A 21,876-nucleotide genomic window follows, 5' to 3' on the forward strand; every position below is an offset into this window, starting at 1 on the left:
CTTCCCCTTCCGAACAGAGAAGTTAAGCCCGCTTGCGCCGATGGTACTGCAATGCAATGTGGGAGAGTAGGAGGCCGCCTTCTTTTTAACAACAGTCCCGAGGATAGCAATATTCCCGGGACTTTTTTATTCTATAATACTTGCTTATTGACTTAAAGATATACCATGAACAGTCATGTGTCAGCAACCAATGGAAAAGAAAGATTATTTTCTTTTGAAAACTAGTTCGGCAGGAAGTTTTTGCCATTTACCTTTGTTCGGCACCTTGATTTCACTACCTTTAAGTTGTTTCAACACCAAGGTACTGTCGTTTTTTAACGACAAAGACGCGGAAAGGTCTTCACTGCCATAGTCGTTAATGAGTTCAATATTGGCAAATTTCTTGTTTTTTATGTTTTTCGACGTAATAAGCCAAAAGAAGCTATTGTTCATTTTGCCTAAATATCCAGGTAACGGGCCAAACAGATCATGGTCAGGAACAATTATGCCATCACCATGAAGGTCAATTTTCAGATAAACGTTATATTCGCTATTGAAAAAATAGCCTTTAAACATGTAATTATTCTCTTGCGACTTCGCAACTAATGAAAACAAAGTACAAATACAAATCAAAGAAAAAAGCTTTTTCATGTCTTGTGCGTCTTTTTTTGAGCAAAGATACCAATTTTATGTCATTAAAATACAGATTTTTTGAAAATTATATGCTAAATAATTTGAAATATTATTTTTTTTAACTACCTTTGTGCCGTTAAGGACTTATAATATGAAAAAAGATATGATAAATCCCGACTATATTTTTGAATCGAGTTGGGAAGTATGTAATAAGGTTGGTGGAATATACACTGTTTTGTCTACAAGAGCCAACACGCTTCAGTCAGAAATGAAAGACCATATTATATTTATTGGTCCAGATGTGTGGCGAGATAATAAATGTCCCTATTTCGTTGAGGACAAGGCCTTGTTTGCAGATTGGGTAAAGGTAGCTAAGGCTGAAAAACTCAATATCAGGGTGGGGCGATGGGATGTTCCAGGTAGCCCAATTGCTGTCTTGGTAGACTTTTTGCCTTATTTTGAAAAGAAAAATGATATTTACGGGTGGCTGTGGGAAAACTATCAGGTTGATAGTTTGCATGCTTACGGCGATTATGATGAAGCGTCGATGTTTTCATACGCTGCCGGGTTGGTTGTTGAAAGCTATTATAATTTTTATCTCTCTGTCGATGATAACGTTGTGTATCATGCTAATGAGTGGATGACCGGTCTGGGCGCATTGTATATTAATAATAGGCTTCCGCAGATTGCCACCATATTTACAACACATGCAACAAGCATTGGCAGAAGCATTGCCGGAAATATGAAACCATTGTATGACTACTTGTTTGCATACAACGGCGATCAAATGGCAATGGAATTGAATATGCAAAGCAAGCATTCGATAGAGAAACAAACTGCTTTGCACGTAGATTGTTTCACAACCGTGAGTGAGATAACAGCAAAAGAGTGTGTAGAGCTTCTTGACAAACCAGTAGACTGTGTTTTGCCAAATGGCTTTGAGGATGGATTTGTTCCTGGCTCGGCAGCTGCATTCACCAGAAAAAGAAAGCTGGCGAGAAAAAAACTGCTTCAGGTGGCCAACGCATTGCTTGGAGAAACACTTGACGACGATACTCTGATTGTCTCGACCAGTGGAAGATATGAGTTCCGTAATAAAGGAGTAGACGTATATATAGAGTCGATGAATCGACTACTCAGAGACAAGGACCTGAAGAAAAAGGTGTTGGCATTCATAGAAGTGCCAGGATGGGTAGGCGAGCCGCGTCAAGACTTGAAAGAGCGCCTTGAAAGTGGAAAGACATTCGACACACCTCTTGAGGTACCTCAGGTCACTCATTGGCTACATGAGATGAGTCATGACAATGTGCTTGGTATGATGAAGTACTATGATATGCACAACAGGAAGGATGAGATGGTGAAAGTGATATTCCTGCCTTGCTATCTTGACGGAAAAGATGGAATACTAAACATGACATACTATGATATAGTGCTCGGCAACGACTTGTGTATCTATCCGTCATATTATGAGCCATGGGGTTACACTCCGCTTGAGGCCATAGCATTCAATGTGCCATGTATAACCACAGACTTGGCTGGTTTTGGACAGTGGGTGAACAGTGAAGTGGGCCGATATGGTGAAATTACCGATGGAGTAAAGGTAATTCACCGAACAGACTATAACTATTCAGAGGTGGCTGACGTAATTAAAGATACAGTAGCCCAATACTCTGCATACACTAAGAAACAGATAGAAGAATGCCGCAAAAAGGCAGGTCAATTGGCAAAGAAGGCTTTGTGGAACGAGTTTATAAAATACTATCATGAAGCTTATGATATAGCCTTGCGTAAGGCAAATGAAAGAAAACAACAACTTAAGTTAAAATAATTTTGAGAGATTATGAAAATTAAAGCAGATTATGTAAACGAACCACAGTGGAGACAACTGGTCGTGAAGTCTAGTCTTCCAGAAGAGCTGAAGTGCCTGGATGAGCTTGCTCACAACTTGTGGTGGGTATGGAATTTCGAGGCAAGAGACTTGTTCCGTGACCTTGATTCTAAACTGTATTCAGAGGTAAAGCACAATCCCGTATTGCTTTTGGAGCGTCTCAGCTATGAGCGTAAGGAAGAAATCGTGAAAGACAAGGCTCTTATGAAGCGTATCAAGGCGCTTTACGAGCAGTTCCGTGCATACATGGATGTAAAGCCTGATTCTACCCGTCCGTCGGTGGCTTATTTTTGTATGGAATATGGTATCCACTCGGCATTGAAGATTTATTCGGGAGGTCTTGGTATGCTTGCGGGCGACTATGTAAAAGAGGCTTCAGACAGTAATGTCGACATGTGTGCTGTAGGTTTCCTTTATCGTTTCGGATATTTTACTCAGACTCTTAGCATGGAAGGTCAGCAGATTGCTAAGTATGAGGCACAGAATTTCAACTCTATTCCTGTAGAGCGTGTGTATGACAATAATGGTAATCCAATGGTAGTTGATGTGCCTTACACAAACTATCAGGTACATGCTTCTGTATGGGTGGCAAATGTAGGTCGTGTCAAGCTTTATCTACTTGATACCGACAATGAAATGAACTCAGAATTTGACAAACCTATCACTCACTCTCTTTATGGTGGTGACTGGGAGAATCGTCTGAAGCAGGAAATACTTCTCGGTATCGGCGGTATGCTTCTTCTCAAGAAGCTCGGCATAAAGAAAGATGTGTACCACTGTAATGAAGGTCACGCTGCTCTTTGCAACCTGCAGCGTCTTTGCGACTTTATCGAGAGCGGCCTTTCATTCAACGAGGCCATGGAGCTTGTTCGTGCATCTTCTCTCTATACTGTACATACTCCGGTGCCAGCAGGTCATGACTATTTTGATGAAGGCTTGTTCGGTAAGTATATGGGTGGATATCCTGCAAAGCTTGGTATTTCTTGGGATGAGTTCATTGGTATGGGCCGTACAAATCCTAATGATCATTCCGAGAAATTCTGTATGTCTACATTCGCATGCAATACATGTCAGGAAGTAAACGGCGTTAGTAAGCTGCATGGCTGGGTGAGCCAGAAGATGTTCTCTTCTATTTGGAACGGATATTTCCCTGAGGAAAATCATGTAGGATATGTTACCAATGGTGTTCACTTCCCAACATGGGCTGCTACTGAGTGGAAGAATGTGTATGGAAAGCACTTCGACAAGAAGTTTATGTCTGACCAGAGCAACCAGAAGATATGGGAGGCTATCTACAATGTTGAGGATAGCGAGATATGGGAGACACGCATGACTTTGAAGAAGAAGCTTGTAGACTATATACGTGAGCAGTTCCGTGAGACTTGGCTTAAGAATCAAGGAGATCCTTCACGTGTTGTTTCTCTTCTTGAGAGCATCACTCCTGACGCATTGTTTATCGGTTTCTGCCGTCGTTTTGCTACATACAAGCGTGCTCACCTTTTGTTTACCGACCTTGATCGCCTTTCAAAGATTGTGAACAATCCTGAGCATCCTGTAAAGTTCCTCTTTGCCGGTAAGGCTCATCCAGCTGATGGTGCAGGTCAGGGTTTGATAAAGAAAATATATGAGATAAGCCAGCGTCCTGAGTTCCTTGGAAAGATAATCTTCCTTGAAGACTATGACTTTATGCTTGCTCGCCGTCTTGTGTCTGGTGTTGATATATGGATGAACACTCCAACCCGTCCGCTTGAGGCTTCTGGTACTTCTGGAGAGAAGGCAGAGATGAATGGTGTTGTAAACCTCTCTGTGCTCGATGGCTGGTGGCTTGAGGGATATCGTGAGGGTGCTGGTTGGGCTCTTACTGAGAAGCGTACTTACCAGAACCAGGGCTATCAGGATCAGCTCGATGCAGCTACAATCTATGGTTTGCTTGAAAACGAGATTGTGCCACTCTACTACGACACCAACAAGGAAGGCTATAGCAAAGGTTGGATAAAGGTAATTAAGAACTCTATCGCTCAGATTGCACCTCACTATACAATGAAGCGTCAGCTTGACGACTACTATGACAAGTTCTACAACAAGGAGGCAGCACGTTACAAGGAGCTTTCAGCTGACAACAACAAACTTGCCAAGGAAATAGCCCACTGGAAGGAGACTGTGGCAGAGCGTTGGGATGCTATCAGTGTGGTATCGTCGTCATGGGATGTTCCTGCTACAGGCGCACAGACTGGCGAAACCTATACCATACGCTATGTCATTAACGAGCAGGGTCTCTCCGATGCTGTTGGCCTTGAGGTAGTGAGCGTTCGCGTAGACAAGAATGGTGAGGAGCGCATCTTCAATATTCGTCCTTTGGAGGTTGTAGGCCAGGAAGGCAACAACTACATCTTCGAGGGTAAGGTGACTCCAGATGTTGCAGGTTTTGTAAAGAGTGCTGTGCGTATGTATCCAAAGAACAGCAGCCTGCCTCACCGTCAGGACTTCTGCTATGTCAAGTGGCTTGCACTTCCAAATGCATAATCTCTTTGATAAGCATAATTAGAAAAGCCCGGCTTCTCCATTGTGAGAGTGCCGGGCTTTTTTGAGTTATTGATAAATGATTAATTATTGCTTGTAACAACAACCTTTACTTTTGATATCCTTCGTTCTTCCATTTCCATTACGGTAAAGGTATAGGGAGGAAAGCTAATGGTTTCGCCGACATGAGGAAAATCGCCTTTCAGCTCGAGAAGGAGGCCTGCAATGGTGTCTGCATCGCCTTCAACGTCGGCAAAGAGATCGTCGGAGTCGTGCATCACCTTATGGAAGTCGCTTAATAGTGTTTTGCCTTCAAATATGAATGTGGTAGCATTAATACGCTGAAAACTTCGTTCTTCGTCGTCATATTCATCGTTTATCTCACCCACGATTTCTTCCAGAATGTCTTCAAGTGTAACTATTCCGCTTGTGCCGCCAAATTCGTCGACTACAATTGCAATATGAACCTTGTTGTCTTGGAATTCCCTCAACAGGTCATCGATTTTCTTTGTTTCCGGCACAAAGTAAGGTGGACGTATTAGCGACTGCCATCTGAATGTAGATTGCTTGCCAAGGTGAGGCAGTAAATCCTTGATATACAATATGCCTCGTATGTTGTCGATATTGCCTTGGTATACTGGTATGCGGGAGTAGTTGTTGTCGACAATACATTTCAGCACTTCAGGATAAGAGGCCGTCATGTCAAGATGAACAATATCTTGTCTGCTGGTCATAATTTCTTTGGCAGTCTCATCTCCAAAACGCACTATACCTTCAAGGATATTTTTTTCTTCGCGTATCTCTTCATTGTCAGTAAGTTCCAATGCCTGTTCAAGGTCGTCGGCAGTAAGCATTTTACTTTCTTTCTGCACTACTTTCGATGCCAGTATGCCAGATCTGAGCAGTATTGATGCAAAGGGATAAAACAGTCGTCGGCACAGGTATATACCATTCACAGCTTTTCTGCAGAAAGATAATGGTTGTTGTCCGGAATACACTTTTGGCATTATCTCGCCAAAAAGAAGCAGAATGAATGTCAGCAAGACGGTGATACATGCAAACTGCAACCAGTAGGCTTGTCCGAAATCTACAAGATGGGCAAACACATAATTGCACAGCATGATGATGGTTACGTTTACCAGATTGTTGGTTATGAGTATCGTGGCAAGCGTGCGTTCTGAATCCTCCCTAAGTGAGAGAATCCTGTGGTCGGGTTCCTGTCTTGAGTCCTCAAGCTCGTTGATGTCTGAAGGAGAAAGTGAGAAAAAGGCAATTTCAGATCCGGATGCGAATCCGGAGAGAACAAGCAAAATACAAGCCAATGCCGCCGCAATACACACTCCTGCTGTGGGAGTTATGAATTGAACCTGGTCAAGGGCTTGCTGAAACGATGTTATCAAAAGTGGGGTGTACATCTGTTAGGCTAAACAAATAAAAAATAGAGAATATGACCGCTCATAATTGTGGGGTATTGGTATCATGGGCTTGTTGTCGTCTTGGAGTAAGCATTTCCATGTTCTCTGCCCATATCTCGGTAGCTGTACGTTTTATGCCTTGTTTGTCGTTAAAGGTGACATACCTAAGTCGGCCTTCAATATATAGTTTGTCACCTTTATGTACATATTCCTCAACAATTTTGGCCAAACGTCGCCATAGAATCACTGTATGCCAGTCTGTTCTGTCAGGCACCTGTGTCCCATTTTGTAAAGTATACCCCTTTTCGGTAGTTGCAATAGAAATACGCGCTACGGCGACATCATTGTCGACGTAGCGTATCTCTGGCTCTTGGCCTACATTACCTATGAGCATAACCTTGTTCATTGAAACTGGATATTACTGTACGATATCAGCCCATTTTCCAAGGAATCTGAAATTGAAGTTCTTTCCTTTTGCAGAAGGGAATTGGCTGCGGCTGTCGACCCTATGGCTCAGGTGGTCGATAATTCTGTTATAGCAGTCGATACCGGAATTAGCCTTACATTGCGCCACAAATTTTGTATCGCAATATCTAAACTTGCCTGTACCAGGAATGAGGGCAACCCTTTTGAAGTTCAGAACCCCTTCATACCATCCAGGTCTTGTCACGTTAAGTTGTGCAACAAGAGGAGCTGCACCTCTTTCGCGATGGTTGGCAGGAGTGCTATGAACGGCTTTTTTGTCCTTGAAGTCCTGCATTGTGGCAGCTTCAGTCTTTATGACAATGAAATAGACCCTTGGTCGTATTTTATATCTCTTAGGATAGAAGATGTCACTCTTTGCATATTCGCGGATGTCTCGTTCCAACTGTGGGTGCATGCCAATATCATCAATACTGGCTAAGAAAGCTATAGCCTCGTCGACAGACTTGACGAGAATTTCTCTATCAAAATATCGTAAATATAAGTTCATTGATAATTAATTTTCCGAAAAAATAATAATGAGGGAAAAAGAGCGGAAAACGGGACTCGGACCCGCGACCCCAACCTTGGCAAGGTTGTGCTCTACCAACTGAGCTATTTCCGCATGTGTATTTCTACACCAACAATACTATGTGAAGAGGAGGAGACTCGAACTCCCACGTCGCAATTGACACTACCCCCTCAAAGTAGCGCGTCTACCAATTCCGCCACCTCTCCGACATAGAAAAAAATCGTGCCCAGAACAGGACTCGAACCTGCACGCCTCTCGGCACACGCACCTGAAACGTGCGCGTCTACCAATTCCGCCACCTGGGCAAAAATAATAATTAAGACCACTCTTAATCATCATTTTGTTCAGTAATATCGAGCGGAAAACGGGACTCGGACCCGCGACCCCAACCTTGGCAAGGTTGTGCTCTACCAACTGAGCTATTTCCGCTTTTTGTAACCTTGTTATTTGTTTCAAGGTGCATCTCTCTTGATTGCGGGTGCAAAGGTACGACTTTTTTTTTAACCACCAAAATTTTTCAGCATTTTTTTTAGAAAAAAGTGCTAATTCATGCGATTTTTGTAGTTTTCATATGAAAAACGGCGTAAAATTTCCAATTTTCCGTCATTTTTCAGTATTCCGATTGATGGATGAGTGATTCCGTTAAACATTGTGGTTTTTACGGTCGTATAGTGAATCATATCCTCAAAAATCACGATATCCCCTGCTTTTAACTCTTTTTTAAACTTCCAACTGCCCATAAAGTCGCCCGAAAGGCAACTGTTGCCTCCTAATCTGTAGCAGCAAGGCTCGTTGGCACGTTGCAATTCCACTATTTCAGCTCCTCTTACCTCTGGATGATATGGCATTTCGAGGCAGTCGGGCATGTGGCAAGTAAAGCTAACGTCGAGTATGGCTGTCTTTATGTCGTGGTCGGTCACAATATCAATAACAGAGGCTACGAGCGTTCCTGTTTGCCAAGCGAAGGCACTGCCAGGTTCCAGTATAACCTTCAGGTGTGGGTATTTGGCATGGAAGTCTTGCATGAGTCGTATGAGCAGTTCCACGTCGTAGTCCTTTCTGGTCATTAGGTGTCCGCCGCCAAAGTTTATCCATTTTATTTGTCCGAACCAAGGAGAGAACAGTTTTTCTATATGTTCGAGCGAGCGTTCAAACACGTCTGCACCGCTTTCGCAGTGGCAGTGACAGTGGAACCCCTCAATATGTGAAGGTAGTTTTTCTGGAAGTTTGTCATGTGTGATTCCAAATCTTGTTCCGGGAGCGCAAGGGTTGTAAAGGGCTGTGCCCACTTCCGAGTATTCGGGGTTGATGCGCAATCCCAAAGAAATGTCAGGGTTCGCTTCCAATGCCAGTGGCGCCATATCGCGATACTGTGTTAGAGAGTTAAATGTCAGATGGCTCGACATGCGCGCTATGTCGGAAATTTCGTCTCTCTTGTATGCGGGAGAATATGTGTGTGATGGAGATTTAAATTCCTCAAACGCCAGTCGGGCTTCGTTAAGTGAACTGGCTGTGGTCGAGTTGATGTATTCGCGCACTATGGGGAACGTTTTCCAAAGAGCAAATGCCTTAAAAGCCATAATAATCTCCACGTCGGCCCTTTTCGCGACGCTGGCTATCAGTGAGAGATTCTTTCGGAACAGTTTCTCCTCTATTATATATATAGGTGTTTCCATTTGCATTGTTTTTATTGTTTATTTTTCCATTTTTGGCTACAAAATTACAATTTTTTCTATGTTATGGCAAACTTTTTCCATTTAAGATTGTTCTTTTCACATAAAATTACTACATTTGCACGATGAAATCCAGATATTGGCACGATGAAACTGATAATAATGACAAAATCCACATTTTTTGTGGAGGAAGACAAGATAATATCGGCATTGTTTGATGTGGGCATGGACATCCTTCATCTTTACAAGCCAAGAGCCCTTCCGATGTATTCGGAGAGGCTGCTCACGTTGTTGCCGGACGACTGTTATGAGAAAGTCATGGTGCATGAGCATTTTTACCTGAAGGAGGAATATGGTCTTCGGGGTATACATCTCGATGATGTCTCGCAACCAGTGCCTGAAAAATTCAAGGGAAAGATAAGTCGGACACTTGGACTGGAAGACATAACCAAGGAAGTGAAGAAGCGCTGCGATTATATCTTCTTGAAAGACACATTCTCAGCACTTACTCCCGATGGAGGGTCTTTCATTACCGACAGGCTTCAGCAGGCTTCAGACAATGGAATGATTGACAAGAAGACATACGCTTTTGGTGGCGTAAATCTTGAGAATATCAAGTTGGCCAGAGAACTGGGATTTGGCGGCGTGGTGGTCGACGACGACCTATGGGACAAGTTTGACATCCATCACCAAATAGACTACAAGGAGCTGATATCCCATTACGAAAGACTGGCAAAAGCAGTGAAGGCATAGACAGACAATATAAACTATCAAAACATAAAGATGAGCGAACAAAACTCTTACATGGTATTCTCGGGTACCAATACGAGATACCTGGCAGAAAAAATCTGCCACAGTCTTGGTTGTCCTTTAGGGCAGCTTCAAATCACAAAATTTTCCGACGGCGAGTTTGCAGTGTCTTACGAGGAGTCGATAAGGGGGCGTGACGTCTTTTTAGTTCAGAGCACCTTCCCCAACTCCGACAATCTCATGGAGTTGCTTCTGATGATAGATGCTGCCAAGAGAGCGTCGGCCAGAACCATTAATGCAGTCATCCCCTATTTTGGCTGGGCAAGACAAGACAGGAAGGATAAGCCAAGGGTAAGCATTGGTGCAAAGCTTGTGGCAGACCTGTTGAGCGTTGCTGGCATCGACCGTCTAATAACCATGGATTTACACGCCGATCAGATTCAGGGATTCTTTGATGTTCCTGTAGACCATTTATATGCTTCAGGAGTAATTCTTCCATATCTTCAGAGTCTGAAACTTGAAGAACTTGTGATTGCCTCGCCTGATGTCGGTGGTTCAAAACGTGCCAATACCTATGCCAAATACTTAGGTTGCCCTCTTGTTTTATGCAACAAGACAAGGTCGCGTGCCAATGTGGTGGACAGCATGCAGATTATTGGCGACGTAGTGGGAAAGAATGTTGTTATTGTAGACGATATGGTCGACACTGCAGGAACAATCACGAAGGCGGCTGACATTATGAAGGCAGCTGGCGCGAAGACAGTGAGGGCATGTGCATCTCATTGTGTTATGAGTGGTCCTGCAAGCGAGCGAGTGCAGAACTCTGCGTTGGAAGAGATTGTGTTCACCGACTCTATCCCTTATTCCAACCGTTGTGCTAAGGTAAAGCAACTGTCGGTGGCAGATATGTTTGCCGAGACCATAAAGCGAGTGATCAACAATGAGAGTATAAGCAGTCAATATCTCGTTTAGCTCTGCCGGCTTTTTATACCATAGAGTGTTCTTTACATTTGAGAATAAAAAATAATTAAAGATTTGAAAACAAGGAATATTATTGGACTCGCAGCAGTGGCCATTATGGTCATTGCCTGCGGGTCTAATTCTTCTAAAAGGGATAAACGCAACGTAATATCACAGTCAGACATAGTGGAGCAACGTGAAGAGCGCAATTCCAATAGTGTGACTCTTCCGAATTTCACGCAGAACGATATCAGTGGCCAGCCTGTCAATCTTCATAAGGCTATATCCGACAACAAGGTTACGCTCATTGATTTCTGGGCCAGCTGGTGTGGTCCTTGCCGTGCCGAAATGCCAAATGTGGCAAGAATATATGAAAGGTACAAGGACAAAGGTTTTGGAATCATTGGAATATCGCTCGATGAGGATGCCGACAGCTGGATGACAGCTGTCCAGGCGATGGACATGAAATGGTTGCAGTTATCAGACCTGAATGGTTGGAACAATGAGATTTCATCGTCTCTTGGCATACGTTCCATTCCTTTTACGATTGTAGTAGACTCCAATGCACGCGTCTTGGCAGTAGGTCTAAGGGGTGAGGAGCTTGAAAGGAAAATTGAAGAGCTTTTATAAAAATGCTGTCAACGGCTTAAAAAACCGTTGACAGCATTTTATTCTTTTTACTCCGTCGACACAATCTTAAAGTTTTCAGGCAGCTCGCTTTCTTCATATTTGTACCATATCGATGGTATTTCGCTATAGTTTGTCCAATTCAAAATATTTTTGGGTGATATAAAGTATCTTGTCGGACTACCGGTGGCGCTTCTGTAATAGCCATATTTGTATGGGAAGGTGTAGTTCCATAAGTCGGGCATGGTGCCATAGTCTTCAGTTAGTTCCGATCCTATCGACCAAAAGACATTGTCAAATCTTACAACATTGTCGGCTTGTGAAAACCTGTTGCTTTTGGTTATTCCAGCACTTTCGTCGATAAAGATGTCTTTGGAGACTTTCATTTTTTTGCAGTTTGTGAGAAGCTGTATGTAATTTGTGCATAGACTTTGTCGTGAGAATATGCCATCTGGAAGTGAAGAAAGGCTTGAGCAATCTCTGAATATCGCCTGCATGTTTTTTACTTTTGTCATCTCGTCGAATATTCCGCTTGGAATGGCAGTGAGGCTTGTGCAAAGCCTGAAGGTAGAAAATAATGATTCTACCTTTCCCATGCCTTCAAATAAGCTGGAAGGCACTGTCGTGAGTTGGTTGCAGTTAGCAAAAGTAGCGTCAAGGTTTGTAGCGTTGGCATAGTGTTTGAAAACGTCAGCTGGTATAGTTGTAATGCTTGTTCCGTAGAATACTGACGACAGGTCGTTGCTTCCATTGTTCAGTAGCGGTGTGTCTATGCTTTTCACCATCTTTCCGTTTTCGTTTTCATCAAAGGAAATCTCTTCTATATTAGCTGTTAAGGTAGGGTATTTGCCGAAGTTGAGTTCCGGAATCTGTTGTTTTGAGGCATCAGTTTCGAGAGATATTATTCTTATCTGAAAGTCTCCTGTAGAGCTATATGTGTGTTGTAGTTCAGTGGCTGTAATAATATTGTCTAATATTGTGCTTGAGGTATTGTCTCCCCATACTATGGCGATAGGGGTTGATATCGTGCCTGTGGGGAAGGGTAGTGTGAATGTTGAATTTGTTTCGGTGGTTTCTATAGTGAATGCCATGTCGCTATACTCAACATTTAGGTTAGAGGTATTGGTGTCGTTGTCTTGGTCGGTTATTGAGAGTGTATATAAACCGTTAGAGGTCATGAACGACGGGTCTGGAGTGACTGTGAATTTTCCAAATCGTGCAGTGGCTGAAGGCAGTCCGTATGATTGTCCTATGCATTCTGCAGAACTATACCATCCTTCAATAGATATTTCAGCGTGTGTAGTTTGTGTTCCTTCCGCATTTTTTATTGTAGCGTTGCTGAATGTCGCATTATTCATATCGGCAGTACTGTTCAGCTGCAGCACACCGGCGATGTCAAATCCTTCTTGTTTAGCCATAAAGCCGAAGTTGTGTCCCGCCATGTTTGTTATTCCATTGTCGTTGTTGTCATTACCTGTTTGCCATCCCTCAATGGTGTCGATGGAAAAGGTGACATTATTGTCGTCGAGGCATATAAGTATGTTATGTCTATAGCCTTGTGTGGTTTTATCGAAGCCAACGAGTCTTGAGAATTTTGTAATTTCCTTTTTTACTCCATTCGCCTCTATTTCGTATGTAGTGCTGATATATGTATAAAAAGATTCGTCTTTTGGACTTGGTGAAATGAAGAATTCCTTGTCAAGAATCATTGCGTTTGTTTGTGCAGATTCTTCAGATGAGCATGTGGGTATGTTTTTTTCAGTGTTGCAAGTCTCATATTCATCATACGAGGCAGCCAGCATTTCAGCATTAGTGGCGTTTGTGATATTTTCAAATCCAGTCCATGTCCACTTGTCGTTGTTCATGTTTGGTCCGCTATGGTCCGCTTCTTCGTATGTAGCCTTTGCTGTTTGTTTTGGAAGATAGATTTTCAGGCTTTTCAGTGTTACATTATTTTCGGTTTCGTTTTTTTTCCATACATATAGTGACAGTCTGCTCAACAGGTGATACATTTTTAGGTTTACGTTTCCACGAATTCCGCTGTTGTTTGCCATTGAATTGAATGTTTCAGACAACAGATAGTCAATACCGCTTTTGGTGTCACCATTGTCAATTTCTTGTACTACAGGAATGTCAGTTAATGTCACTTTTCCTTCTTGGTATGAGGCGTTTAAAGTTTCCTCTTCAGGAGCTATTCCCACAAAGTCATAATTCATATCATCTTCCCATAGTACCAAATTGTTGTAGTTCCAGATATTGTAATCGGCATTCCATGTAAGGGAGGTGTAATTGTTTTGTTCAAAAATGTTTTGTGCAGTATTGGCATCGTATTGCGTTGATGAGTATTTTTCTCCCCATACTTTTATGGAATGTTTTTTAAGTTCGTCAACATTAGTTATGTCTCCAGTAGCGCTTTTAGTTTTGTTATTGACATAAGGTGTACCAAAGGTAATGGCATTGCCATTATTTTTAACAGGTTCAGATGAGTTGTTCTCAGAGCAAGCCATGATAAGTGCTATCTGACTTGCAAGAAATAATTTTGATAAGTTAAGTGTCTTCATATTATTTGTTTTTTTAAATATAGTACAAAGTTAGAAATAAAAATAATAAACTCCAACTTTTTTTCAAAAAAAATATATATAAGATGAGTTTTGGGTGAAAAAAATAAGAAATCCCAATTCTTTATTGGGATTTCTTATTATGAATAAAGTTGTATAGACTATTTTCAAAATTATTCAGCGGTCTCTTCTGTCTGCTCTTCTACAGCAGCGGCAGGAGCTTCCTCCTCAACCACAGGAGCGGCAACTACAGGAGCGTTTTCAGCTACCACAGTAACAGGAATTTCAGCAGTTACTTCCTTGTGGAACTGAATGGTGGCAACATAATCGCCCACCTTCTTAATGTCGCGCATAATGATAATCTTGCGGTCGATGTCGTGACCGAGCTTCTTGAGCTCCTCAGCCACGTGAGCTGCGGTTACAGAACCATAGGTTACTCCAGTAGCGCTTACCTTAGCAGAGATGGTGAGTGCAACACCAGCGAGAGCGTCAGCCTTCTGCTGTGCTGCATCTTTGATGGCAGCGAGCTTGTGAGCCTGCTGGCGGAGGTTCTCAGCGAGAACTTTCTTTGCAGATTCAGAAGCTATTACACCCTTTCCCTGTGGGATGAGGTAGTTGCGTCCGTAACCAGACTTTACGTTAACGATATCGTTTTTAAATCCCAGACCGATAATATCTTCTTTCAGTATGATTTCCATATGTTTGTCCTCCTTTTTTATTATTTCATCAAGTCAGTTACGTATGGAAGAAGTGCAATCTGGCGAGCGCGCTTGATAGCCTGAGCCACACGGCGCTGGTACTTCAGTGATGTGCCAGTGATACGGCGTGGAAGAATTTTTCCCTGCTCGTTGAGGAACTTCTTGAGGAATTCAGGATCCTTGTAGTCGATATACTTTATGCCACTTTTCTTGAAACGGCAGTACTTCTTCTTCTTTGTATCCACGGTAGGTGGAGTCAAATATCTGATTTCTGATTCTTGTGCCATGATTTATGCCTCCTGTTTGTTAGCGTACTTGTTCTTTCTCTTGATAGCGTAAGCTGCGGCATACTTGTCGAGCTTGACTGTCAAGAAACGGATTACTTTCTCGTCGCGACGATAGTTCACTTCGAGTTTATTAACGAGTGTTGGCTCAGCTTTGAACTCCAACAGGCAGTAGAAGCCTGTAGATTTCTTCTGAATAGCGTAAGCCATCTTCTTGAGTCCCCAGGCCTCCTCGTTCAGTATTTCTGCTCCATTGTCGGTAAGCAGTTTCTTGAATTTGGCGACCGTTTCCTTCATCTGTTCATCAGACAAAACGGGAGTTAAAATGAAAACGGTTTCGTATTGATTCATACTACTTTAAAATGTTAATTAATTGTTATTTTGCAAAATGCGGGTGCAAAGGTACTGCTTTTTTTTGAACATACCAAATTTTTTTGTTACTTTTGCGGCAAAATTAACTTATAATATGAGATTTGGCATGAAAAAGATTGGGTTTGGCTTGATTGCCATAGGAGTTTTTCTCTTTTTTTTGAGTCTTATGGTTGAAAAGGCTGATAACAACAGCACGAGACTCGTTGGCCTCGTGCTTGTTGTTGGGGGTGCGTTTGCGCATGTATATGGTTATAAGAAGGAGAGCAAGTATTAGTCTTCTTCAGGGGTTATGAGCTTGTATCCCTTGCCATGGATGTTGATAATCTCTATCTGGTCGTCGTCTTTCAGATGTTTGCGCAGTTTTGTGATGTAAACGTCCATTGAGCGTGCGTTGAAATAGTTGTCATCTATCCAGATGGTCTTCAGGGCGAAATCGCGCTGCAGGATGTCGTTGGCATGACTGCAGAGAAGCGCGAGAAGCTCGTTTTCCTTTGTTGTGAGCTTTGTTTGCTTGTCTCCGATGGTGAGAAGTTGCTTTTGTGTGTCGAACACGAAGCGTCCGAGTCTGTAGACCGAGCTTTCCTTGTTTTTCTTTCCTCTCACTCTTCTTAGAATAGCTTCAATACGGAATACGAGTTCTTCCATTGAGAATGGTTTTGTGATGTAGTCATCGGCACCAATCTTGAAGCCTTCGAGGATGTCTTCCTTGAGTGTTTTGGCTGTGAGGAAGATGATGGGTATGTCCGCATTGGCGGCGCGTATTTCCTGTGCAAGAGTGAAGCCATCTTTTTTTGGCATCATGACGTCGAGCACGCAGATGTCGAACTTTGTTTTCAGAAACGCTTTATATCCAGCCTCTCCGTCGGGACACAATTCTGCATTAAAGCCTTTGGCTGCAAGGTATTCGCGGAGCAGCATTCCGAGGTTTTCGTCGTCTTCGCAAAGAAGGATCTTCAAATTTTCGTTTTCCATAATTATAATATTTTAAAAGTTTATATTTTATTTCTTTAATGGTTTGAGAGAATGTTATTTCTTATTCTTCGTTTTGTATGGCAGGAAGCGAAATGGTGAACTTTGTGCCTTTTCCGTATTCGCTTTCTACGTGTATTTCTCCTTTGTGCAAGTCTACTATTTTCTTGACGTATGCCAGTCCGAGGCCGAAGCCTTTGGCATCATGTAGGTTTCCTGTGTGTACACGATAGAATTTCTCGAATATCTTCTTCAGGTTTTCTTTCTTTATGCCCATGCCAGTGTCTCGTATGGACAAGAAGAGTTTGTTGCCTTCGTTCCATGTCTTGATATAGATGTCAAGCGGTGATTCCTGCTTGCGGTATTTCACCGCGTTGTCCATTAGATTGAACACCACGTTTTGGAAGTGTGTCTCGTCGACGTAAATTGTAGAGTCGACGGCTTCTATCTCCGTGTAAATTTTTCCTCCGGTGTGTTCTACTCTCAGGCTGAAGGAGTGTGCGGCATTTTCTACCATCTCATTCAGGTCGAGTCGTTTTTTCTTGAACACGGCCTTCTTTCTATCGAACATCGACATCTGTAGCACTTTCTCAACGAGGAATCTCAGTCGTTTTGACTCGTCGTTAATCACTCCTCCCAGATGTTGCATCATGGCTTCGCTTTTGTTTATGCTTTTGTCGTTAAGCATTTGCGCTGCCAGCGATATGCTTGCTATTGGTGTCTTCAGCTCGTGGGTCATATTGTTGATGAAGTCGTTCTTTATCTCAGTGTATCGTTTCTGTCGGAATATGATTACGATGGTGAAGATGAACGTTATGAGCAGTACGATGGTGAACACCACGGAAGGTATCATGAACCTGATGCTTGAGAATATGTAGCTGTTGATGTCGGGGAAGTGTATTCTCACCACTCCCATTTTTGAAGAAGGGTCATTGCGGAACAGTACTTGTGAGTATGTGTAGGCAAGGCCTTCCTCAGTGTAGTCGGGGCAGCGGTATACTTCCCGTCCGTCGGCGGTTGACACTGTGACGTGGTAGGGAATGTTGATACCGTTGTTGAGCAGTTCCGCCCTTATGTCCTGGTCGAGAAGCTTGAAGTTGATACGTTCCTTAAGCGGGCGTTCGCTGGCTTGGTAGAGTATGCTGTAGACCACTTCGTCGAGCAGCGCCTTTTGGTATACATACCTGTTGCGTACTATTTCCTGCAGCGACTTCGATGCTTCGCTCAGTGTGCTCTTGTCGGAGCGCAGTATGATACCCTTGGGTATGGTAGACGGCTTGGTAGTGATGGTCTTTAGCTGAAACGAGGAATATACTGTGCCGTCCTTGCCGGTAACGGCATATTGGTGTGTATGTTGAACCACGTCGTTGAGCTTGCCAGACCTGGTCATCACTGAGTCGTGCCGGAATGCTCTTCTTTCAGTTTCGTTTACGTCTTTCTCGAGATAGCGCAATGTCTCATTGACTTCGAGGTTTCTCGAGGCTCGATAGAGACTTCTGTTTACAGATTCGTCGAACTGCTCTTTCTTCATTTTCGCCATCTCTTCAATGTAAGACAGCTGAAGGTAGAGAAGGACTACGAACGAAAGTCCCATTATGATTGCTATTGTCCAAATCGTTGACTTTTTCATGTTGGCAAAGGTAATGCATTTTATTAAACAGAACAATAGATATTGTTAATTTAATGTGTTAAATTTATGTATATTAACACAATTTGTTTGATTTAGTTGAAAATATGTAACCAAGAATTGATGCTATTATTATGTAAATTAGAATTAGGGCTATTATGGACATGTGTCTGACCTCTATGGTAGAGTAGGGCAGTGAGGAAAGATATGATAGAAATTCATTGAGTATGTCTATTGTAAGGTTGGTTGCCATAGTGACAAAGGTTCCTATTAGGGGTAATGGCGACAAGATTATTGTTGCAAGTCCGAGATATACTATGGCAGCCACAGCGGGTGTGGTTATGGCGTTTGCAATGAGAAAGTAGACTGGCATTCGGCCGAAGTAGTATGCCACCAATGGTGATGTAATCATGAATATGAACAAGTTGATATACAGATACCGTAGCAATGGCTGTTTAAGGCTTGCAAGAAATACAATTATCCGCGAGTGGTTAATTGTATTGACTGTTATTTTTTTTATAGGCACGTTTGTTGAAAGGATGATGGCAAGTACTGCCAGTACCGACAACTGGAAACCGATGTCGAAAAGTATGAAGGGATTAAAAGTCATCATTATGGTTGCTGCCACACCGAGCGTGTGAAGTGGAAGATGAGTTCGTCCTGCTATGTGTGTGATGCTGTATAAGCTTAGCATGGTGCCGGCTCTGACGGCGGATGCCGGCATTCCTACAATAATAATATAGAGCCATAGAACAGAAAGCTCAAGGCTTACGTGATACCAGCGTTTGTTTTTCCCTTTTGAGAAGATGCTGAGCAAGTAGAAAATGAGTGCCAGATGTGTTCCGGAGAGCGCAAGCATGTGCGATGTGCCTGATATGGAGTAGATATCTCTAATGTCGTTGGTGATTCCGCTTTTTTCTCCGAGTGTCATGGCAGAGAGTATGGCGAGGCTGTTGTTTGTTGTGTTTGTGCGTTTTAGTCTGTTTAGCAATTTGTGGCGTATTACGAGTGCTCCGAGATGTATTTGTTGTATTGTTGATATGTTTTCTATGTTTGGTTTTATACCTTCTGCCTTGCCTTTTCCTGCGTATGCCATGAAGTTGATGCCTTGTGTTTTAAGTCTTGATATTACCCTTATTCCGTCGCCTGGCTTTAGGTTTTCTGCTCCGTTCAGACTATGTGAAAGGGTGAGTCGCACCATGGTTTTCTGCATCTTGCCTTCTGTTATGATGGCGTTATAGTGTGTGCCGTTTTTTCCGTTGCTTGGTTCTGAGGCAATAACCATGTCGTAAGTGTCAGCAAAGTCAGGTATTTCTTTTTGGTGAATGATTTTTTGGGCGAGTGTCAGGCTGGTAGCAGTGAGAAAGACTGGTATTAGTGTGGTATGGTTGAGGTATTGTGTGGTATATTTTATCTTTCGTGTCACGAGTGCCACAACGGCAATTGAGATTATGTTTATTCCCAATATATGCCAAAACATGTCAGCGGGAATCCACTTGTAGGCTGTGAAGATGCCCAAGGCAAAGACTATTGGGAACATAATATTAAATGAAGAATGAAGAATGAAGAGTGAAGAATGTTTTTAAATGAAGAGTGAAGAATGAAGAATATTTTAAATGAAGAATGAAGAATGAAGAATGGCTGCGCATGATGTCTGCGTTTATCTTATTCTTCATTCTTCATTCTTCATTCTTCATTTTCTAATCTTCTTTGTCTTCAGCTTCATGTTCTTTGATGAGCTGCAGCTGTATGTCGTTCGGAACGAGTTCGTAGCTTGCGAACTTGGTGGTGAACGAAGCGCGGCCACCAGTGATGGAGCTGAGCGAGATGCTATAGTTGGCAAGTTCCTTCAGAGGAATCTTTGCTTGTAGCTTCTGGTATCCAGCCTCGCTGTCCATACCCATGATGAGTGCACGGCGTCCCTGGAGGTCGCTCATTACGTCGCCCATGAAGTCTGCCGGAACGTATACCTCAAGGTCGTAGATAGGTTCGAGAATCTTTGGACCTGCATCCTTGAAGGCAGCGGCAAAGGCATTGCGGGCAGCGAGCATGAACGAGAGTTCGTTGGAGTCTACCGGGTGCATTTTTCCGTCGTAAACGATCACTCTCACGTCACGGGCATAGCTTCCTGTGAGAGGTCCGCGTTCCATTCTCTCCATGATACCCTTTAGTATTGCAGGCATGAATCGTGTGTCTATGGCTCCGCCCACAACAGAGTTGATGAACACGAGCTTTCCGCCCCATTCCAGGTCAATCTCCTCGCGTCCCTTGATGTTCATGCGGAACTCCTGTCCGCCAATCTTGAACACTGTCGGGTCAGGCATGCCTTCAGCGTAAGGTTCAACAATAAGGTGTACTTCGCCAAATTGTCCAGCACCACCTGATTGTTTCTTGTGTCGATAGTCAGCCCTTGCCTCCTTTGTGATGGTCTCGCGATAAGGAATCTTCGGTTCCTCAAACTTAATCTGAATTTTCTCATTGTTCTCCAGACGCCACTTCAGTGTGCGGAGGTGGAACTCACCCTGTCCGTGAACGATGGTCTGTCTCAGTTCCTTCGACTGCTCCACAACCCATGTCGGGTCTTCCTGGCGCATCTTGGTGAGAGCCACCATCAGTTTCTCCATTTCTTGTTCGTTCACAGCCTTTATTGCGCGTGAGTATTTGGAGTTAGGATATTTTATGAAGTCATAGCGGTAGTCGCATTCCTTTCCGTTAAGAGCGTTTCCTGTTTTCACGTCTTTCAGCTTCACCGTACATCCGATGTCACCAGCGCAAAGCTCGTCAACAGGAATGCGGTTAGCTCCCGCACAGGCGAAAATCTGCGCCATTCTTTCCTTTGAGCCTCTGTCGGCATTAGCGAGGTCAGCACCAGCCTTTATCTTACCGCTCATCACCTTGAAGTAAGACACTTCACCGATGTGTGGCTCAACTCCAGTCTTGAAGAAGTATAGAGATGTAGGTCCGTCGCTTTCAGCAGGCACTTCCTCACCTCTTGTGTTGTGCACCTTAGGCATTTCGCTAACAAAAGGCACCACGTTACCGAGGAATTCCATGAGTCGGCGAACGCCCATGTCCTTACCAGCGCAAACACAGAATACCGGGAAGATGCTCCGTGTAACGAGACCTTTTCTGATACCCTCACGAAGTTCGTCTTCCGTTAGAGCCTCCTCTTCGAAGAATTTTTCCATGAGGCTTTCGTCGTTTTCTGCCGCAGCCTCTACGAGAGCCTTGTGGAGTTCCATAGCCTTGTCCATTTCCTCTGCAGGAATATCTTCAATGATTGGAGCGCCTCCTTCTGGTTTCCATGAGTATTTCTTCATCAGTAACACGTCGATGAGAGAGTTGAAGCCAGGTCCGGTGGATATTGGGTATTGTATCTGTACACACTTTGGACCATAGATGTCCTGCATGGTTGAAATGATGCTGTCGAAGTCGCATTTGTCGCTGTCGAGTTGGTTAACAAGGAAGATCACCGGCTTTTTCAGCTTCTCGGTATATCTGAAGTTGTTTTGCGTGCCTACTTCCGGTCCGTATTGTCCGTTGATAAGTATCACGGCCTGGTCGGTCACGTTAAGTGCAGTAATGGCACCGCCCACAAAGTCGTCAGATCCAGGGCAGTCGATGATGTTAAGCTTCTTGTTGTTCCATTCCACATGGAAAACTGTAGAGAAAACCGAGTAGCCATATTCCTGCTCAACGGGGAAATAGTCACTCACTGTGTTTTTTGCTTCAATGGAGCCACGGCGCTTGATAATTCCAGCTTCATAAAGCATTGACTCGGCAAGAGTAGTCTTGCCGCTACCCGCACTGCCAAGCAGTGCAATGTTTTTGATTTCACTTGTCTGATATACTTTCATATCGATTGTTTTTTTTAAAGTGAATATTATTAGGTTCTATTGATTTTAGCTATCGGGGGTCTAAGTTAGACA

The 21,876-nt window shown here is 43.2% G+C and carries 18 protein-coding genes, 4 tRNA genes and 1 rRNA gene; 6 read left to right on the forward strand and 17 right to left on the reverse strand.

The window, feature by feature from the left end:
* Positions 1–83: ribosomal RNA gene (gene rrf / locus CIK98_RS16590) — 5S ribosomal RNA — on the forward strand; the annotation flags it as partial.
* 121 nt (positions 84–204) lie between these two features.
* Here rrf and CIK98_RS16595 read toward each other — a convergent pair.
* Positions 205–630 (reverse strand): hypothetical protein, encoded by a 426-nt coding sequence (locus CIK98_RS16595; protein ID WP_094386243.1) that lies wholly within the window; start codon positions 628–630, stop codon positions 205–207.
* 133 nt (positions 631–763) lie between these two features.
* On the opposite strand from CIK98_RS16595, the gene CIK98_RS16600 reads away from it, so the two are divergent.
* Both CIK98_RS16600 and glgP read left to right on the forward strand, forming a co-directional pair.
* Positions 764–2,440 (forward strand): glycosyltransferase, encoded by a 1,677-nt coding sequence (locus CIK98_RS16600; protein ID WP_094386245.1) that lies wholly within the window; start codon positions 764–766, stop codon positions 2,438–2,440.
* A gap of 12 nt (positions 2,441–2,452) precedes the next feature.
* On the forward strand, positions 2,453–5,023 hold the full coding sequence (gene glgP, locus CIK98_RS16605) for an alpha-glucan family phosphorylase (RefSeq protein ID WP_094386247.1): 2,571 nt from the start codon (positions 2,453–2,455) through the stop codon (positions 5,021–5,023).
* Between the two features lie 80 nt (positions 5,024–5,103).
* Here the strand turns inward: glgP and gldE are convergent, their stop codons facing one another.
* From gldE to nspC, 8 genes are all read right to left on the reverse strand, one after another.
* Positions 5,104–6,435, reverse strand: a complete 1,332-nt coding sequence (gene gldE, locus CIK98_RS16610; protein WP_094386248.1) for a gliding motility-associated protein GldE — start codon at positions 6,433–6,435, stop codon at positions 5,104–5,106.
* A gap of 40 nt (positions 6,436–6,475) precedes the next feature.
* Positions 6,476–6,841, reverse strand: a complete 366-nt coding sequence (locus CIK98_RS16615; protein WP_094386250.1) for a single-stranded DNA-binding protein — start codon at positions 6,839–6,841, stop codon at positions 6,476–6,478.
* Between the two features lie 12 nt (positions 6,842–6,853).
* The gene (locus tag CIK98_RS16620) at positions 6,854–7,408 is read right to left on the reverse strand and encodes a hypothetical protein (protein ID WP_094386252.1); all 555 of its coding nucleotides are present in this window, start codon (positions 7,406–7,408) and stop codon (positions 6,854–6,856) included.
* Positions 7,409–7,449: 41 nt separating this feature from the next.
* Positions 7,450–7,522: transfer RNA gene (locus CIK98_RS16625), tRNA-Gly, on the reverse strand.
* 29 nt (positions 7,523–7,551) lie between these two features.
* A tRNA-Leu gene (locus CIK98_RS16630) sits at positions 7,552–7,635 on the reverse strand.
* A 17-nt stretch (positions 7,636–7,652) separates the two neighbouring features.
* Positions 7,653–7,734, reverse strand: a tRNA-Leu gene (locus tag CIK98_RS16635).
* A gap of 51 nt (positions 7,735–7,785) precedes the next feature.
* Positions 7,786–7,858, reverse strand: a tRNA-Gly gene (locus CIK98_RS16640).
* Between the two features lie 113 nt (positions 7,859–7,971).
* The gene (gene nspC, locus CIK98_RS16645) at positions 7,972–9,105 is read right to left on the reverse strand and encodes a carboxynorspermidine decarboxylase (RefSeq protein WP_094386339.1); all 1,134 of its coding nucleotides are present in this window, start codon (positions 9,103–9,105) and stop codon (positions 7,972–7,974) included.
* Between the two features lie 144 nt (positions 9,106–9,249).
* On the opposite strand from nspC, the gene CIK98_RS16650 reads away from it, so the two are divergent.
* From CIK98_RS16650 to CIK98_RS16660, 3 genes are all read left to right on the forward strand, one after another.
* Positions 9,250–9,855: a thiamine phosphate pyrophosphorylase gene (locus CIK98_RS16650; protein ID WP_094386254.1), complete on the forward strand. Its 606-nt coding sequence runs from the start codon at positions 9,250–9,252 to the stop codon at positions 9,853–9,855.
* Between the two features lie 30 nt (positions 9,856–9,885).
* Complete coding sequence (locus CIK98_RS16655; RefSeq protein WP_094386256.1) at positions 9,886–10,824, forward strand: ribose-phosphate pyrophosphokinase; 939 nt, start codon at positions 9,886–9,888, stop codon at positions 10,822–10,824.
* 63 nt (positions 10,825–10,887) lie between these two features.
* Entirely contained in the window at positions 10,888–11,442 is a 555-nt protein-coding gene (locus CIK98_RS16660; RefSeq protein WP_094386258.1) for a TlpA disulfide reductase family protein, read from the forward strand.
* A gap of 47 nt (positions 11,443–11,489) precedes the next feature.
* Here CIK98_RS16660 and CIK98_RS16665 read toward each other — a convergent pair whose 3' ends face one another.
* The 8 genes from CIK98_RS16665 to CIK98_RS16705 all read right to left on the reverse strand — a co-directional run bounded on the left by CIK98_RS16665 (position 11,490) and on the right by CIK98_RS16705 (position 21,804).
* Positions 11,490–14,000, reverse strand: coding sequence for a hypothetical protein (locus CIK98_RS16665; RefSeq protein ID WP_094386260.1), 2,511 nt, complete (start codon positions 13,998–14,000; stop codon positions 11,490–11,492).
* Between the two features lie 170 nt (positions 14,001–14,170).
* Entirely contained in the window at positions 14,171–14,695 is a 525-nt protein-coding gene (rplI, locus tag CIK98_RS16670) for a 50S ribosomal protein L9 (RefSeq protein ID WP_094386262.1), read from the reverse strand.
* 20 nt (positions 14,696–14,715) lie between these two features.
* On the reverse strand, positions 14,716–14,985 hold the full coding sequence (gene rpsR / locus CIK98_RS16675; protein WP_172410014.1) for a 30S ribosomal protein S18: 270 nt from the start codon (positions 14,983–14,985) through the stop codon (positions 14,716–14,718).
* Complete coding sequence (rpsF, locus tag CIK98_RS16680) at positions 14,986–15,330, reverse strand: 30S ribosomal protein S6 (protein WP_094386266.1); 345 nt, start codon at positions 15,328–15,330, stop codon at positions 14,986–14,988.
* Between the two features lie 291 nt (positions 15,331–15,621).
* Entirely contained in the window at positions 15,622–16,323 is a 702-nt protein-coding gene (locus tag CIK98_RS16690) for a response regulator transcription factor (protein ID WP_094386270.1), read from the reverse strand.
* A gap of 61 nt (positions 16,324–16,384) precedes the next feature.
* A complete protein-coding gene (locus tag CIK98_RS16695; RefSeq protein ID WP_094386272.1) occupies positions 16,385–17,950 on the reverse strand; it encodes a HAMP domain-containing sensor histidine kinase in 1,566 nt (521 codons plus the stop codon).
* A 73-nt stretch (positions 17,951–18,023) separates the two neighbouring features.
* Positions 18,024–19,487, reverse strand: coding sequence for a ComEC/Rec2 family competence protein (locus CIK98_RS16700; protein ID WP_094386274.1), 1,464 nt, complete (start codon positions 19,485–19,487; stop codon positions 18,024–18,026).
* Between the two features lie 160 nt (positions 19,488–19,647).
* A complete protein-coding gene (locus tag CIK98_RS16705; RefSeq protein WP_094386275.1) occupies positions 19,648–21,804 on the reverse strand; it encodes a translation factor GTPase family protein in 2,157 nt (718 codons plus the stop codon).
* Positions 21,805–21,876 lie beyond the last annotated feature (72 nt).

Origin of the sequence: Prevotella sp. P2-180 (assembly GCF_002251435.1) — a bacterium.
Classification (GTDB): domain Bacteria; phylum Bacteroidota; class Bacteroidia; order Bacteroidales; family Bacteroidaceae; genus Prevotella.